This window comes from Rhodopirellula sp. UH5, assembly GCF_056839225.1.
The window spans coordinates 1,186,698-1,201,366 of sequence record NZ_CM166390.1 but is presented as its reverse complement, the minus strand read 5'-3'; the positions used below and the strand labels follow the sequence as shown (position 1 = coordinate 1,201,366).

Below are 14,669 nucleotides of genomic sequence, written 5' to 3'. Positions count from 1 at the left end.
ATGTACAGTGGAAAGGGTGGCTGGATTGCTTTTCGGGCTTCAGTTTGTTGCTGATCTACCAAAGGCGGTCCCGTTGGACACGTGTGATTTTGCTGATTGCCCAAACCCGGTGCTTCGCCGAAACACCAAGGGTTGAGAGGGTGGGAGCGGACTACTTCCATAACAGAGGTGCAGATTGGCACTCTGGAGCTTGACACGGGGGCCGCGAGGCGCGAAATTTAAGTAGCGGGGACTCGTAATGAAGTGTCTAAATGGCTTTCTGAGCATTTGGATCGTGCTGCGTGTGTTCCTGTCTGCCTTGTCTTATTCTTTCTCAGATTTGAAGGATTGATCAATGATCAAAACGGAACAGAGGAGTGGTCGCGATGCGTTTACGCTGGTTGAGCTGCTCGTGGTGATTGCCATCATTGGAGTGTTGGTCGGGTTACTTTTGCCGGCCGTTCAAGCAGCTCGTGAAGCTGCGCGGAGAATGAGTTGCGGAAACAACATGAAGCAACTTGGACTTTCAATTCACAACTACCACAGTGCGTTCAACGGCCTGCCACCCAATGGGGGAGGCACCGACAACACTGCCGGAAGTCAGACGACTCAAAATGGCAACGCGGGAAATGGTCGACGAATCAGTTGGTTGATCCCAATCTTGCCCTACGTTGAGCAACAAGCGTTGTGGGAACAGATCAGCAATCCAATGGATTCCGATGGTGACGGCACAGTGAACTATCCCGCGATGGGACCGCGGGCTTGGGATCGCAACTACACGCCTTGGATGACTGACATCGGAACCTTCCGTTGCCCCAGTGACCCAGGGGTTGGTTCGCCCGCCATGGGACGAAGCAATTACGCTTGCAGCTACGGCGATGGATTGCACTACGGGGATGTTGGTCCGCTCAATGCATCGGGTGGTTTCTACTACGAAGACAGTGGCCGTGCGAACCAAGTCAACCAGTCGTTGCGTGGATTTTTCATCTTCCGCAACACGGTCAACGGTATCAAAGGATTGGGCCAAGCCCGCACACGTCCTTTGATGCGTTTCCGTGACGTCACGGACGGGCTCAGCAACACGATCATGTTGGGCGAAATGGCAACCCACGTGAACCCGCGTGCGATCAACACTGATGCGGCAGTTGGTCCAGGTTTTACTCAACTTGGTTCGGACCCAGGCTGGGCTGACACGACGGCTGCCAAAGATCCTGCTCGACCACAATTCTGGTTGGACACCACGGACTCGATCGTTCGTAACCTCAACTCAGGTTATGGCCGCGGTTTTCGTTGGGCAGATGGTGCCACGATCTATTCTGCATTCAACACGATTCTTCCTCCGAACCGTGAGATGGTGATGCCAAACCGTTCGGATTCCGCCTGGGCGATCGCTCCGCCAAGCAGTCAGCACCAGGGCGGCGTTCATGTCGTGCTCGGCGATGGCGCGGTGAAGTTCATCACCGACAGCATTGACGCAGGGAACATCCACGCCGAAGTGATCTGGGCCAACAACAGCCCTGGGGCGGAATCGCCCTATGGCGTTTGGGGTGCACTTGGCACTCGGAACGGCAAGGAGACGATCGAAGGGGCGTTCTGATCCCTTCCTCGTCTGATGGGATGATGCCTTGTCCGCTTGAAAGCTGCCCGCTGGGTAGCTGAACGCCGTCGCGGCACCATCCTTTGATTTCTATTTCAAACCCTTTTTAGAATCGAGCGAACTCAATGAATGATACCTCTTGGATGAAACGGCTGTGCTTGGTTGCCCTCGTTGCTGGCATGCCGCTCACCTTCACCGGATGTGGACCAGGTGGGAACACCGTTGTCGAATCCGAAGATGGTCCGATGACCGAACAAGAACTTCAAGACTACGAAGAGCAGGCTCAGCAACAAACTGAGAACTACGAAGACAACTATCGCTGAGCCAGGGCACTTGAACTCATCGTGAGATGAGTTCAGGTGAGCCTGCTTCAAGACGCATGAAAGGTCGCCCTCCTCAACGGGGGCGGCCTTTCTTCTTTGGCTTTTCGCGGTAGGTGGCGCCGTTGTCGTTGGGGAGCGAACGGTGCCAGGCAACCACCGCGGCGGACATTTCTTGGACCACGTTGGGGTGCGCTGCAGCGACGTCAGTGGTTTCTCCGCGGTCTTCTTCGAGGTTGTAAAGCTCGGCGGAAGAACCGTCGTATTCACACAGCAGTTTCCATTTTCCCTTTCGCATCGCCAGGTCGGGTAGGTCGCTCACGCCGTAGTAGGCATCGCGATCAGGAGGCCTGCGAAAGAACAACGGGGAGGTTCGTGATCCACCGTCACCGGTGATCGCAGACAATACCGACTCACCGTCGAATTGGGCTCCGGCAGGGTGATCGCTGCTCGTCAGGTCCAACAGGGTCGGAACCAAATCGATTGCCGAGAAGACCGACGTGCGGTCCACCTCGCCAGAGCGTTTGACGAGGCCAGGGCCCCAGGCAATCAGTGACGAACGAAGACCACCTTCGTAGAGATGGGTTTTGTAGCCGCGGAAGGGACCTGCCGAACCGGCGTCCTTTTCGGGCCCGTTGTCCGAGCAAATCAATACCAGCGTGTTGTTGCGAAGTTCTTCGTCGTTCCGAATCACGTCGAATAGTTTGCCGAGTTGGCGATTCATTTCTTCCAACACGGAAAGGTACAAACCGCGTTTGCCGTCCGCCCATTGATCCACCGGTGGCCAGAAGGGCGAGTGGACATCGTCGGGCCACAGGTTGATGTAGAACGGCTGCTGCTTGGCTTTCGCACGCTGAATGAAGGGAATCGCAGCGTCGACGAATCCGCCAGTGATTTCCGAACGCTGCATCCAACGGTAACCATCGCCGAGTCGTTCAGCATCGGCCCAGATTCGTCCGGGTTCTTCATCGCCCGGTTTCAGCGTCAGAGGCAGCAGCTTTGGGCCCATGCCTTCAAAGTTCGTGAGCGACTCATCGAAGCCGTACTCGGTGATGTATGGTGCGTCATCGACATTCCGCTGCCCGCCCATGTGCCACTTGCCAAAGTGACCGGTAGCGTACCCGGATTGTTTCAGCGAACGGGCCAGCATCGGAGCCTTGGGATCGAGCCACTGAGCGATTCCGCGTTGTTCGTTGTGGTCGCGATTGCTGAGGTAGGAGCCAATTCGCCAACGTTGTGGGTAGTGGCCGGTTGAGATGGCCGTTCTTGATGGCGAGCAAATCGGCGAGTTCACATAGAATTGTTCGAAACGAACGCCCTCACTCGCCATCTCGTCGATGTGCGGTGTTTGGGCGTCGTGGTTTCCAAAGCATGAGAAGTCTTCCCAGCCCATGTCGTCAATGAACACAAGTAGCACATTGGGACGCTTGTCATCGACGGTTGCTGCCGCGGTGTCCGTTGCGAAGGGATTCAGAAAAAGCAGCAGGCAGGTGGCCAGCGAACGAATCGGAGTTCGTTGTCGCAGAAATTTCAGGTGGGGGCGAATCATCAGGGTGATTTCCTCATTGTGGTGGGAAGGAATTGGGGGGAGTCTGGGATCGAATGATGGCTTGGTTTGAGACGGAAGGGGCGTGATAAGCAGGTCGGCTGGAATGATCGGGCACAACCATGTGAGCCGTTTGGGCGTTCGCCCCGGTTGCGCGTGAAAACCGTGGCCAACGCCAACGGCTCACATACCCGATGACACCTGCGTACCTGCTTAGCGAGAGCCACGGATTGTCGCGTTGCCGATGGAGCGATGCAACAAGTTGATCCTGCAAAAGAAAACGCTCGGACCGAAAACGATCCGAGCGACAAGATACTTTTGATTCACTTCAGTTGTTAGAAGTTCACTCGTTGGAGTTGGCTGAAGCGGTTGGTTCGAGAAGCGGTGCATGAAGTTCGACCAACTCCTCGGCTGGGATTTTGATCACCTCGCGGTCATAGGTCATCAGCCCGTTGATTTCTCCTTCAACATCCGTCGTTTGTGTGTAGACGCCAGCGGCGATGCCTTGTCGTTTGAGCTCTTGGAGCTTCTCAATCGACGTTCTGTAGCGGTCTTTGTATTCCGCTTCGTTTTTTGGGAGCGTGCCGTATCCCCAGTTGCGACGATTGGCGTCCCAAAGGTGTCCTTGGACGGGATAGCCGTGGCCACCGAATTCGCCGATGACCTTGATGAAATCATCGAAGCGTCCATTCTGATTCAATTGGAACGGGAATCCCGGGTGCGGGTATCGGTGTTCATCGACGATGTCGCCCACCGGCCAGAAGTTGCCTCCACTGGCGATGTTGACGAGACGCGAAGGATCTCGTTCGACGGTCCACTGGCCCACGTCCATCGTCAAATGCTGGCCCCAAGCTTCGTTGAAGGGGACCCAGCACACGATCGATGGATGGTTCTCGAGCGAATCAATCATCCACTCCAGTTCACGCATGAACTGGGCGTGTGGTTCGGCAGGCCAAGCGGCGTCAGCCGGATTGGCCGCCAGTCGTGTCCACTTGGGCCATGCTTGCTCGCGAACGCCACCGCTGACCTGGTCCTGCCAAACCATCATCCCCAGGCGGTCGCAGTGATAGTAGTACCGGCGTGGTTCCACCTTGATGTGCTTGCGAATCATGTTGAAGCCAGCGGACCTCAGCCACTCGATGTCAAAAAGCATCGCCTCGTCGGACGGTGGCGTGAGCAATCCGTCCGGCCACCAACCCTGGTCGAGTGGCCCCCAGTGAAAGATGGTTTCGCCATTGAGGGTGAAACGCCAGTTTCCGTCGGCGTCTTGGACTTTCCCGACATCCCGAATTCCTGCGTAGGACTGGATCTGATCCTGGCCGTTGCCACTGCTGTCCAGCAAGTTCGCATGGATTGTGTAAAGGTGCGGAGAATTCGGTGACCACAACTTTGCGCTGGGAATGGTCAGGGTCAGGGGCTCGGATTGGGCCGTCCCGCTGGCAACGACTTGGTCACCGTCTTGGATTTGAATTTCAACGGGGCCGCTGCCGGTCCGCTCGACTGCGATGGAGATCGACCCAGTTTGGGCGTCTGTTTGGATCTTGAGATCTTGGATGTGCTCCGAAGCGACTTCTTCCAACCAAACGGTTTGCCAGATCCCCGAGACTTGGGTGTACCAAATCCCGTGAGCGTTCAAGGTTTGCTTGCCACGCAATTGCCACTCTTCGGTTGCATCTTCCACGCGGACAATCAGCTCATTTGGTCCAGCTTGGACAGCGTCGGTGATATCAAACGTGAACGGCGTGTTGCCTCCCGTGTGAGCGCCGACTGGTTGTCCGTTGACGAACGCTTCACATCGATAGTCGACCGCTTCGAAGTTCAGCAGCGTACGCTTGCCTGCTGCTTGGTTGCATTCAAAGTTCCGTCGATACCACAGTGCTTCTTCTGAATCGAGCAGACGCTGGACGCCACTCAGTTTGGATTCCAGTGGAAACGGGACCAGAATCTCGCCAGCCCATTGAGTTGGCGTTTGCGATTGCTTCGGCGTGATTGCGTAGTCCCAGTTGCCGTTCAGGTTGGTCCAATTGGATCGTTGCAGTTGAGGTCGCGGGTATTCGGTCCACGCGTTGTCTGCCGTCAGTGCAGCTCCCCACTTGGTGATGAGTTCCGAGTGGAACGGTTTCGTGCTCAGTTCTGGTTTGGGAAGTTGGGGGATGTTCTGCGAATCGACCACGTGAACATCGATGAACTGGCCCCCCGCTTTTTGCACGCAATGCACCGCCATCAGGTTCGTTCCGATGCGAAGTGCCGCCGCTTGGGCTGGTTCGAGAGGAAGCGTGTGGTACTGGGTGCTGTAGCCGCTCAACTTGGCAACCAATTCCCCATTCAAGTACACGTCGGTGTCTTCATCGTGGTGGACCAACAACGCTGGATTCGCGGGAACCGATTCCAGCTCAAACGACTTTCGCAACCAAATCGAGTCGGTGTCCCAAACGTGTCCAATTCGTGCAGCGGGGGTTTCATGCGTCCCAAAACCTCCGGCCGCGTCCGACCAGTCAGAATCGTCAAAACCGGGTTGTTGCCAGCCTTCAGCGGGTGCTTTTAGCTGGAACTTCCACGCATCGTTGATCTCTTGCGCGGTGACAGCATGGCAGAAGAGCAAAAGGAACCATCCGCTCAACAGCAGTGAATGCTTCGAAATGGACTTGAAGCCAGCATTTGTCATGGGGGAACTCATCAAATGGGGATGGGGAGATGAACGGTCAATAGTGTGACGGAGAAACTGAGTGGTTGCGAGCGTTCGAAGGGTGCGGGAGCGCAGGTGTGAGACGTTGATTGCCTACTTGTTAACTTGAACGAGCATCAAAGGCGACGTTTACTGGGGTTGTGGGGCCGTTCGCCCCTTGCGATGATGGCTAGGTTAGCATGACAACGGGTCGTAGTAAAGCGTTCGGTGGCGATTGAGGAGAACGGTCGACCCCAGGAACCCACGACCCCAGACGTGGGGCCATTTCAAATGCTCGATGGACAGACTTTCCAAATCGCAAGAATTGACGGCTGATTTGTCCCTGCCCAATGGTCATGTCCGTCACCGCGAGGGAAGCTAAGCAGGTCGGCAGGAATGATCGGGCATCACCATGTGAGCCGTTTGGGCGTTGGCCCCGGTTTTAGGTGGGAGCAACAACGTCTACCCAAACGGTTCAAATACCGAGAGATTCCTGCCGACCTGCTTAGCGATGCCACGTCGCTTTCAACGTATAAGGCTGATGCAAGGTAAATCAAATGTCAGAGAAAGACGCAGCGCCCAAAGACGTGAAAGAGGTGCTTGCGGAGATCAACGCGTTTGAGTCCGCCTTTGGATACAACGCGGACGACATGAAGGATTTGTTCGCACGGTCGCCCGAATCGTTCCGACGATTCGCCGCCGCACGTCCCATGACAATGCACTACGACGATAGGTTGAATCAATACGCCAAAGACTTGCTTTGGGTGGTGAACAGCCCATCCCTCCTTTCGCCAGCAGCGGATGGCTCGTCGCTTGCGCTTAGCCAAATTGATGAGCAGCACCTCTGGGCTTTCATGGAGGAGCAGGTGTCGAACAAGGTCGGGCCGTACTTTGAACGATTGATCTTGTATTGGCTCCAACACATTCGCGGCTTGGAAATCATCGCACACGCATTGCCCATTCGCGACCAAGGCAAGACGCTCGGCGAGATTGATTTTCTTTTCGTTGATGAGCGAGGCAGGCTCACTCACTGGGAAGTCGCGGTGAAATTTTACCTGTACCTGACCGGGCAACCCTGTCGCGGAAGTCACTTTGTGGGACCGAACTCAAGCGACACGTTCGAGCGGAAGACGCAACGGATGCATGAACATCAGTTGTTGTTGAGCGAACGCATTCGAAAGGACATTGAAGTTCGCGAAGCGATCGTGAAAGGTTGCTTGTTCTACCCGCCCGGGGTCGACAGCGTGCCAGAGCAGCCAAGATGGATGTCAGCCAATCACGACCGAGGATTGTGGGTGCATCATCGCGAACTGCAGAAGGTTACGGACCCGGAGTGTGAATTTCGAATACTGAAAAAGCCTCACTGGTTGTCGGTGAATTCAAGCGGTGATGCGTCAGCACCATGGATGGATATCGAGAAGTTTCTCACCGCCGTCGACCAGCAATCCGCGCAGTTTGACCGCCCCATTTTCGCGGCTCGTCGTTGTCTGTCCCGTGTCGCCTCGACGGACCTCATCGAGCGTTTCTTCATTGTTCCCAATCAGTGGCCCGACAACTGAGTCGGGGCAACGTCTTCACTCAGACGGTTGAAGGTGCTTCTTCAAAAACGTCGTGATCAGGTCGCGAATTTCGGGATCTGCAAATTCGCGGCCACCATGCTTTGCGCCTCGAATCAGTTTGAGAGTTGTTTCGACCCCGGCTGATTCGAGAGCTTCATGGATCAGTTGGCTCTGGTTCGCCGGAACGACGGGATCACTCGTTCCGTGAATGATCAGAAAGGGCGGATCCTTGTCGTCGATGTAGGTGATTGGATTGACGCGACGGATTCCTTCGTCGTTCCCAAGGACATCACCTCCGCCGAGCAATTTCGACTCCGGCGAACCATCGCGATCGTGGGACTCAAAGCCCTTTGTGGTGACGAACTTCGAAAAGTCAGTTGGCCCATAAAGGTCGACCACTGCCTGCACACGACTGGATCGTTCAGGCCAACCGCCGGAGCCTTCGAGTTCATCGACGTCGCCGCTGGTTCCGAGCAATGCAACCAAGTGGCCGCCCGCTGAACTGCCACCGACAGCGATGCGATCTGGATCGATGCCGTATTCCTTGGCGTGTTCACGAAGATAGCGAATGGCGCATTTGCAGTCTTCGATTTGTGCCGGAAATGGGGCTTCACCGGTCAGGCGATATTCGATCGTCGCGCCAACAAAGCCCTCCGCCACGATTCTCGCGACTTGGTTGACGCCGCCTTCTTTGGAACCCGCCTGCCATCCACCGCCGTGAATCCAAACGTAAGCCGGCAATGGTTTGCTCGGTTTTGACTCGGGCAAAACGATGTGCATTTTCAGGTCGCGGTCGCCGCCTTTACCGAAGACGACATCGCGTTTGACTTCGACACCGTGCAGGGAGCGAGAAGGTGAGTTTCGAGCGTTTGTGGGCCGTCTCACAGACGCGTTCCCCACGACTTCCTCGATGTCGATTTGACCGTCGCCGTCACGGTCAAGACGCTCGAATAGTTTCGGGGGACCACTGAATTCATCCTTGGTGACTTTCCCGTCGTCGTTTGCATCGTCGTCTTCCAAGCGATCCTTGATGGTCGGGCGTTCACGCTGCGCAAACGCGTCCGAAGTCCAGCAACATGTGGCGGTCAGCGTCAGCGTTAACAGGACTGATAGGCGGAAAGAATGATTCATCTTCAACTCGGCTTCGTTCGGCAGGTGGAGGCAGTCGTAGCGAGCGATTCATGATAGCCCCAGTGCGCGACCGAATCATGTATGCCGGCATTTGATACAGTTCACCGTGATCGAATGGGCATTGCGTCGGGCTACTTCATCCATTTTGCGTGAGCTTTGGCGACCTTTGATCCCCAGTTTCCATACCACGTGTAGCCACTTCTTCTTTCTTCACCAACCAGGTCCAAATCGTGAACGATTGTCCCATCGCGATCGCTGAACATCGGACGGTTGGTTTCAAGTTTCATAAAACCGAGCCCAGATTGGCGGGGCGTCTTGATCCGCGATCAACGATGGCAATCCCTTCCCTTTTCGGTAGCGGTAACCGTTCACCTTAGCCGAGTCGAACCACTTCACGCCGGATTCCACTGCCTGAATCACTCGTGGTGATGGTTCATTCAATTCCATCAGGTAGAGGAGTATTCCTGCACTCTCAGCACCACTGAGCGATGGATGCTCGTAGCTTCTGGCCAGGACCGGGGCGAGCGTTTCGGCATGATGCTGAGCACACCAAACGGTCCGTTCACCGTTAACGATTACCTGGCAATCCAAAATGCACTCGATCCCGCGAGTCAATGCGGTTCGCGTCCGAACCAAGCGTTGCTCGTCCAAGAACTCGTAGGTTGGGATTTCAGCCACCTCTTCAAGGAACTGCATGATGTTGATCATCGTGCCGTCATTGAAGGTGATGTGGCGGTGGTACTTTTTGCTGAGCGGAAAGTATTGTGGCCAACCACCATTGGGATACTGGGCGGCCAAGAGATGATCAAAACCTTTCAAAAAGGCTGACTTGTATTCGTCTTGGCTCGTCGCTTTGAACGCTCTCGCCAAGGCTTGCAGTTCACCAATGGTGGCACCATTGTCGAAGGTGCCGTTCGGCTTGTCATCGCCAGCGGTGAACAGTTTGGACGTCGTGTCAGTGTTCTTTGGCCAGTCGCCATGATCGGTTTGCCAAGACAGAATGCAACGCATCTCGCGTTGTCCTTCGGCACCGCGGAACCATTCGTCGGTTTGCTTGGCGACTGTTTCGGCGTGCGTCGCCGCTGACAGGAGTGAAGCGTTGGCGGTCAGAACCGCCAAGATTACGATTGATATCCGTTGCATGTTGAATCTCTGAAAGTAACCAAAAGTCGTTGTGTCTCCAGCAGCGAACATTATGGACTATTCAGGATTCAGAAGGCCTGCGAGTTTTTCAACGGTTGAGTGGTTGCGAGCAGTCATGCCCACGCCCAGTTTTCGTTCAACGCTGTTGGCCAATTTGGACGTTCCAAACCCGTCGGGAGCGTGGAGATAGAACACGTTTTCAATCAAATCGAAGCGTTCGGTAGCGGTCGCGAGTTCGGCGAGTGTCGCAAGATCTCGATGAACCGGTGGGGTCGAGAGAAAAAAGTAGTGGAGCGTCTTGGGAGCGGCAACAGCATCGGCGAACGGATTGTTCGCGACGGTGGATTGAAATTCATCTTTCGTCAGAAGCATCACTTGAGGCCTGAACCCGAAGTTCTCGTCCACCGCGTCGGCAATTCGTTCGGCAATTGCTTCTTTCGAGCTAGGCTCGCACGAGAACACGACGTTCCCACTATGAATGTAAGTGAGAACCGACTGACATCCGATGGATTCCAAAGTTGATCGCAGGGCAGCCATTGGCAACTTGTTCTTGCCACCAACGTTGATGCCGCGGAAAAGAGCGATCCAGGTTGTCATGGTTTTCCAATATGGAATGGAACGTAGGTGCCGCTGTGACAAAGCACAGTGCAATTGAAACCGCGGGAGCTCATTGACTGCGTTTGCTATCGACGGCCTCACTGATGCTGTCGCGAATCAAGTGGACTGAGGTGATCGTCAGACCGGGTTGGGGTTCGATTTGGATTTGGTTGTTGTTCTGCAGCCAGGTTTTGGGAATTGAAATCTCCAACGGAGCCATTAGTTGGTCAAACTGGTGGGCCCACTCTGGGTGAGACTCAAAAGACTGTCCATTGAAGGTTCCGGCAACGGCTTGTTCCAGTCCGCTGTTGCGATGAACACCGATGATCAGCTTCGCCGAATGGATTTTTGATGCGTCATCAATTTCGATTTGGAACGCACGCGTTTGATCGGCAGTCACGGCGGTGCCGGGAGCGTAAGTAAATTCACGGTGAAGCGTTTTGGTCGGTTGGATCTGTTTGTCAAACCAGAACGTCACAACGGTTGTCTCCTCCGCGTCGACCGGAACCGCCTTCGAATCGGACAACGAGTTTGCGTCTTCGTAGAGGACTTGGCCGTCGTTGTATCGCAGACGTCGTTGCTGAATGGACGATGCGTTCAGTGTGTCGCCTGCGAAATTGGACAGGTCAACGCTGAGTTGACGACTGGTCATGTTGGTCAGTGCGATTTGCAGACGATTGCCTTGATAGACAGCCGTCGCATTCAGACCCACAGTAGCCAGGCCGCTGATTTGGACGGGAAGTCGGCGGCCATCGAAATCACGCCACAGTTCGAAGTAATTCGCGACTGGAGTGGGCTGGAAATCGGACAAGGGACCGCGAGCGGAGGCTCCTTCGGTTGGGATGAAAGCAACGTTTCCGCTGTTGGGATTCCAGTGCATGTTGGTGAACACAAACGGGACTGCCAAATCGATCTGATGAGGGCGGTTCATCAGCTTGTGAACGAATGCACTGTACGATCGCAGACGCAACCAGTAGTCCGCTGCTCCACGCCCAGCTTGCAGCGAGCCACACTCCGTGATCAGGATCGGTTTGACATTGTCGGTCTCTTCCATGTGGGCCTGCAACATGTCGAGCGTTGCTTCGAGACGACCCAGTAGGTAACCCGAGTAGCCTTTGTTACGACGTTCCCAGGCTCCGAGCGAACCCATGTTTTCATAGAAGTGGTGGGAGTAGAAATCCAAGTGGTCTCGAGTCAGATCCATGAACCGGGCTTGGTCACGGTAGAGTCCAAATTGATTGACATGCAATTGCATCCAAGCTGACGTGGGGCCACCCACATTGACCGTCGGAGTTTTCGCGTGCACCGCTTTAGCGACATCGTTGTGGAACTCGGCGAGCAACGCCCAAGAATCATGATCCTTTTGATAGTGGTAGTCCCACTCGGCTTTGATCGTGGATTCATTTTTGACTTCCCACCATTTCGCGGTGCGTCCACCGTCCGCTTTTTGGTCAGCAATGTGTGCGGCCGCAAGATCGGCCGCGTCTCCAAAGTGTTCGATCAAGGGTGTGCCGCGTCCGACGTGTTCGACGGACATGAACTCTGGGTAGTCGTTCAAACACATCGCATAATCAACGTCCTCAAACGCGGGGATCGTTTTGGGGGCGGATGAATCATGACGTTCAAAGAAGCTCAAATCAGCGGCACCTGGTTCAGTTGGGTTTTCTTTGAGCTTCTCACCGCGTCCGTAGCCAACCACCAATCCAGGTTGGAGTTTGAAAATTTGGCGTCCTGGTTTGAAGTTGCGTTCGCTCGCCCAGCGTTCGAAACTCGGATCGCACGTCCCTGGGGCCGCGTAGTAGCGAAAGAACTTTTCGCGTTCCAGGTCGGCGTGACCAGCGATCGAAAGTTCGTGTTGCAGGTCGATTTTGACTTGGACCGGAACCCGCGGTTGGTCGGCTCCCAATGTTCGGTAGGGCAGGTCGTCGAACTGCACTGGCAAATTGCCTTGGGAGTGGAAGGCGATCTGTGTGATGGTGGCGGTTTTGCCATCGGCGCAACGGGTGCGAATGCGGATCGGCGGCATGTCCTCGCTGGGAACGGGCATTGCGGGCAACTTGAATCGGTACAGCTTGGGTTGTTGCGTGCTGCGTTCGACGGTGCCGCCGCCGGAATAGGGAGCGACATCGATCCCACCGAGATGATTCAAGTTTTCACCGCGGAGAATGATGTACTTGAATAGCGATGCGACACGTTGGCTTCCCTCTGGCAATTCAATCGAGACATCACCGCTGAGGTGAATGGTTTCGTTGGAGAGGACCATCTCGAACAGGTTTCGTTGGTCGCCTTCACCGCGATAGGTCGTTTCTTTTCCTTTCGAAAACTCTTCGAACAGAAACGAATGAGTGGCGCGTCGAGCGATACCCTCATCACTGAGCGGACTTTGGTCGGGCGACTGAGCGAACACGCAGGCGGGAAGCAGCGTGCCAAGAATCACAGACAGGAAGATCGTTTTCATCAGCGTGTGGGGATCGATGAGATAGCATGAGGTGTGGGGAACCTCCAATGATTGTCGTGAGGACAGCCCTTGTCCAATGTATGGACTTGGTGCCGTTTGGATGGGCACGGATGATTCGCTGTTTGCGCACAAAAAAGGCCGAGTCGGTGAGACTCGGCCTTGGGGCGTTTTTCGTTTGTAACGTTGCGAACTCAGAGAGCCAAAAGCAAACGGCTTGGGGCCTGCAGGTACCCGATCACATCGTTGAGGAAGCGGGCTGCGGTTCCTCCGTCGACCAAGCGGTGGTCGTACGAAAGACTCAACGGCATCATCAAACGAGGTTGGATCGAATCGTCGGGCATCACAACGGGCAACTTCCGTGAACGGCCAACCAACAGGATGGCAACTTCGGGAACGTTGACGATGGGTGTGCTGTACTGGCCACCAATTGCACCCAGGTTGCTGATCGTGAACGATCCACCACGCAGGTCGTTGACGCCGAACTTGCCGCCGCGAACTTTGCCGGCCATTTCGGCGATGTTGCGAGCAGTGTCAGGAATGCCCATTTGGTCAGCGTTGTGCATCACGGGAACGACCAAGCCGTTGTCGGTATCCACCGCGATGCCGATGTTGACGTAATCCTTGTAGATCACTTGCTGATTCTCGGAATCGATCACCGCGTTGAGCGATGGGTGATGACGAAGAGCGGTTGCCACGGCTTTGACCAAGAATGGCATCGTGGTCAGTTTCAGACCTTGAGCCGCGTAGTCTTCTTTGCTGCTTTGCCGGAGGCGTTCGAGATCGGTGATGTCGGCGTCGTCGAAGTTGGTCACCCGTGGGACGGTGGACCATGACAAGTGCATTTGAGCCGCGATCGTTTTCCGGATCTTGCTCATTCGCTCGACGCGAATGGGGCCGTAGTCATCATTGTCAGGGGTGCCGGGCAAATCGCCCGATGTGACGTTGGCTCGCGGAGCCGACTTGCCTGCGGCAGGAGCCGGCTTGGCGGCGGGTGCGGCAGCCCTTTGGCTGGCCGAGCGAACCACAGCCAAGACGTCGTCCCGGGTGATGCGTCCGCCAGCACCCGTGCCGGTGACGGTGGCCAAGTTGACACCTGTCTCGCGAGCGAAGCGACGAATCGCTGGACCGGCTGGGATCGATCCACCGCCCTCGACTGGTGCATCGGGTTCATCGGCGACCGCGGGAGCCTGAGCGGCTGGGGTTGCGACGGGTTGAGCAACGGGCGGTGCCGCCGGCTTAGGAGCAGGAGGAGCGGCGGGCTCGGGAGCAGGCGCTGCCGCCTGAGGTTCTGGTTTGGGGTCGGGCTTCTTTTCTGGTTGCGCTGGAGCGGCCGGTTCGGGAGCCGATTCTGCTCCCGCAGCGGCTTCGACTTCTAGCAGCACGCCACCGATGGGAACCGTGTCCCCTTCGCTGACCGAAATCTTGGTGACCTTGCCACCCACATCGCTGGGCACGGGAACGGTCGCTTTGTCCGTTTCCATTTCCACGATGTCCTGGCCAGCGGTGATCGTGTCGCCGACGGAAACGAAAATTTCGAGGACATCGCCAGATTCGATGCCGTCGCCGAGTTCAGGGAGTTTGACTTCAGTCATGGGAAAGGTATGTCAGGGGTGTGATTGGAGAATGTTGAGACGCCCGGTCCTGGCGGTCGTGGCCGTTCCTGGTTGGGAATCG

General features: G+C 55.7%; 11 protein-coding genes. 3 read left to right on the top strand and 8 right to left on the bottom strand.

What is annotated here, in order from left to right:
* The first annotated feature begins 334 nt into the window (after positions 1 to 334).
* Together UH5x_RS04375 and UH5x_RS04370 are read left to right on the top strand one after the other, a co-directional pair.
* Positions 335 to 1,576, top strand: coding sequence for a DUF1559 domain-containing protein (locus UH5x_RS04375; RefSeq protein ID WP_047816979.1), 1,242 nt, complete (start codon positions 335 to 337; stop codon positions 1,574 to 1,576).
* A gap of 125 nt (positions 1,577 to 1,701) precedes the next feature.
* Positions 1,702 to 1,899 (top strand): hypothetical protein, encoded by a 198-nt coding sequence (locus UH5x_RS04370; RefSeq protein WP_047816978.1) that lies wholly within the window; start codon positions 1,702 to 1,704, stop codon positions 1,897 to 1,899.
* A 73-nt stretch (positions 1,900 to 1,972) separates the two neighbouring features.
* Here UH5x_RS04370 and UH5x_RS04365 read toward each other — a convergent pair whose 3' ends face one another.
* Together UH5x_RS04365 and UH5x_RS04360 are read right to left on the bottom strand one after the other, a co-directional pair.
* Complete coding sequence (locus tag UH5x_RS04365; protein WP_482634844.1) at positions 1,973 to 3,445, bottom strand: sulfatase-like hydrolase/transferase; 1,473 nt, start codon at positions 3,443 to 3,445, stop codon at positions 1,973 to 1,975.
* A gap of 340 nt (positions 3,446 to 3,785) precedes the next feature.
* The gene (locus tag UH5x_RS04360; protein WP_482634843.1) at positions 3,786 to 6,107 is read right to left on the bottom strand and encodes a glycoside hydrolase family 2 protein; all 2,322 of its coding nucleotides are present in this window, start codon (positions 6,105 to 6,107) and stop codon (positions 3,786 to 3,788) included.
* A 557-nt stretch (positions 6,108 to 6,664) separates the two neighbouring features.
* Here UH5x_RS04360 and UH5x_RS04355 point away from each other — a divergent pair.
* Positions 6,665 to 7,666, top strand: a complete 1,002-nt coding sequence (locus tag UH5x_RS04355; protein ID WP_482634842.1) for a DUF1853 family protein — start codon at positions 6,665 to 6,667, stop codon at positions 7,664 to 7,666.
* 15 nt (positions 7,667 to 7,681) lie between these two features.
* Here UH5x_RS04355 and UH5x_RS04350 read toward each other — a convergent pair whose 3' ends face one another.
* The 6 genes from UH5x_RS04350 to UH5x_RS04325 all read right to left on the bottom strand — a co-directional run bounded on the left by UH5x_RS04350 (position 7,682) and on the right by UH5x_RS04325 (position 14,587).
* Positions 7,682 to 8,797 (bottom strand): alpha/beta hydrolase fold domain-containing protein, encoded by a 1,116-nt coding sequence (locus UH5x_RS04350; RefSeq protein WP_482634841.1) that lies wholly within the window; start codon positions 8,795 to 8,797, stop codon positions 7,682 to 7,684.
* 131 nt (positions 8,798 to 8,928) lie between these two features.
* Positions 8,929 to 9,060 (bottom strand): pectate lyase, encoded by a 132-nt coding sequence (locus tag UH5x_RS04345; protein ID WP_482636123.1) that lies wholly within the window; start codon positions 9,058 to 9,060, stop codon positions 8,929 to 8,931.
* 13 nt (positions 9,061 to 9,073) lie between these two features.
* Positions 9,074 to 9,940, bottom strand: a complete 867-nt coding sequence (gene pelA, locus UH5x_RS04340; protein WP_482634840.1) for a pectate lyase — start codon at positions 9,938 to 9,940, stop codon at positions 9,074 to 9,076.
* 57 nt (positions 9,941 to 9,997) lie between these two features.
* Entirely contained in the window at positions 9,998 to 10,537 is a 540-nt protein-coding gene (locus UH5x_RS04335) for a DUF1697 domain-containing protein (RefSeq protein WP_482634839.1), read from the bottom strand.
* Between the two features lie 70 nt (positions 10,538 to 10,607).
* Positions 10,608 to 12,995, bottom strand: a complete 2,388-nt coding sequence (locus UH5x_RS04330) for a beta-agarase (protein ID WP_482634838.1) — start codon at positions 12,993 to 12,995, stop codon at positions 10,608 to 10,610.
* 191 nt (positions 12,996 to 13,186) lie between these two features.
* Entirely contained in the window at positions 13,187 to 14,587 is a 1,401-nt protein-coding gene (locus UH5x_RS04325) for a 2-oxo acid dehydrogenase subunit E2 (protein WP_047816972.1), read from the bottom strand.
* Positions 14,588 to 14,669: the final 82 nt, after the last annotated feature.

Bases quoted from the DNA above. Each gene is read 5' to 3' on its own strand.
- pelA (WP_482634840.1), bottom strand. From the start codon at position 9,940: ATGCAACGGATATCAATCGTAATCTTGGCGGTTCTGACCGCCAACGCT.
- UH5x_RS04365 (WP_482634844.1), bottom strand. From the start codon at position 3,445: ATGATTCGCCCCCACCTGAAATTTCTGCGACAACGAACTCCGATTCGT.
- UH5x_RS04335 (WP_482634839.1), bottom strand. From the start codon at position 10,537: ATGACAACCTGGATCGCTCTTTTCCGCGGCATCAACGTTGGTGGCAAG.
- UH5x_RS04355 (WP_482634842.1), top strand. From the start codon at position 6,665: ATGTCAGAGAAAGACGCAGCGCCCAAAGACGTGAAAGAGGTGCTTGCG.
- UH5x_RS04375 (WP_047816979.1), top strand. From the start codon at position 335: ATGATCAAAACGGAACAGAGGAGTGGTCGCGATGCGTTTACGCTGGTT.
- UH5x_RS04350 (WP_482634841.1), bottom strand. From the start codon at position 8,797: ATGAATCATTCTTTCCGCCTATCAGTCCTGTTAACGCTGACGCTGACC.
- UH5x_RS04345 (WP_482636123.1), bottom strand. From the start codon at position 9,060: ATGTTCAGCGATCGCGATGGGACAATCGTTCACGATTTGGACCTGGTT.
- UH5x_RS04325 (WP_047816972.1), bottom strand. From the start codon at position 14,587: ATGACTGAAGTCAAACTCCCTGAACTCGGCGACGGCATCGAATCTGGC.
- UH5x_RS04360 (WP_482634843.1), bottom strand. From the start codon at position 6,107: ATGACAAATGCTGGCTTCAAGTCCATTTCGAAGCATTCACTGCTGTTG.
- UH5x_RS04370 (WP_047816978.1), top strand. From the start codon at position 1,702: ATGAATGATACCTCTTGGATGAAACGGCTGTGCTTGGTTGCCCTCGTT.
- UH5x_RS04330 (WP_482634838.1), bottom strand. From the start codon at position 12,995: ATGAAAACGATCTTCCTGTCTGTGATTCTTGGCACGCTGCTTCCCGCC.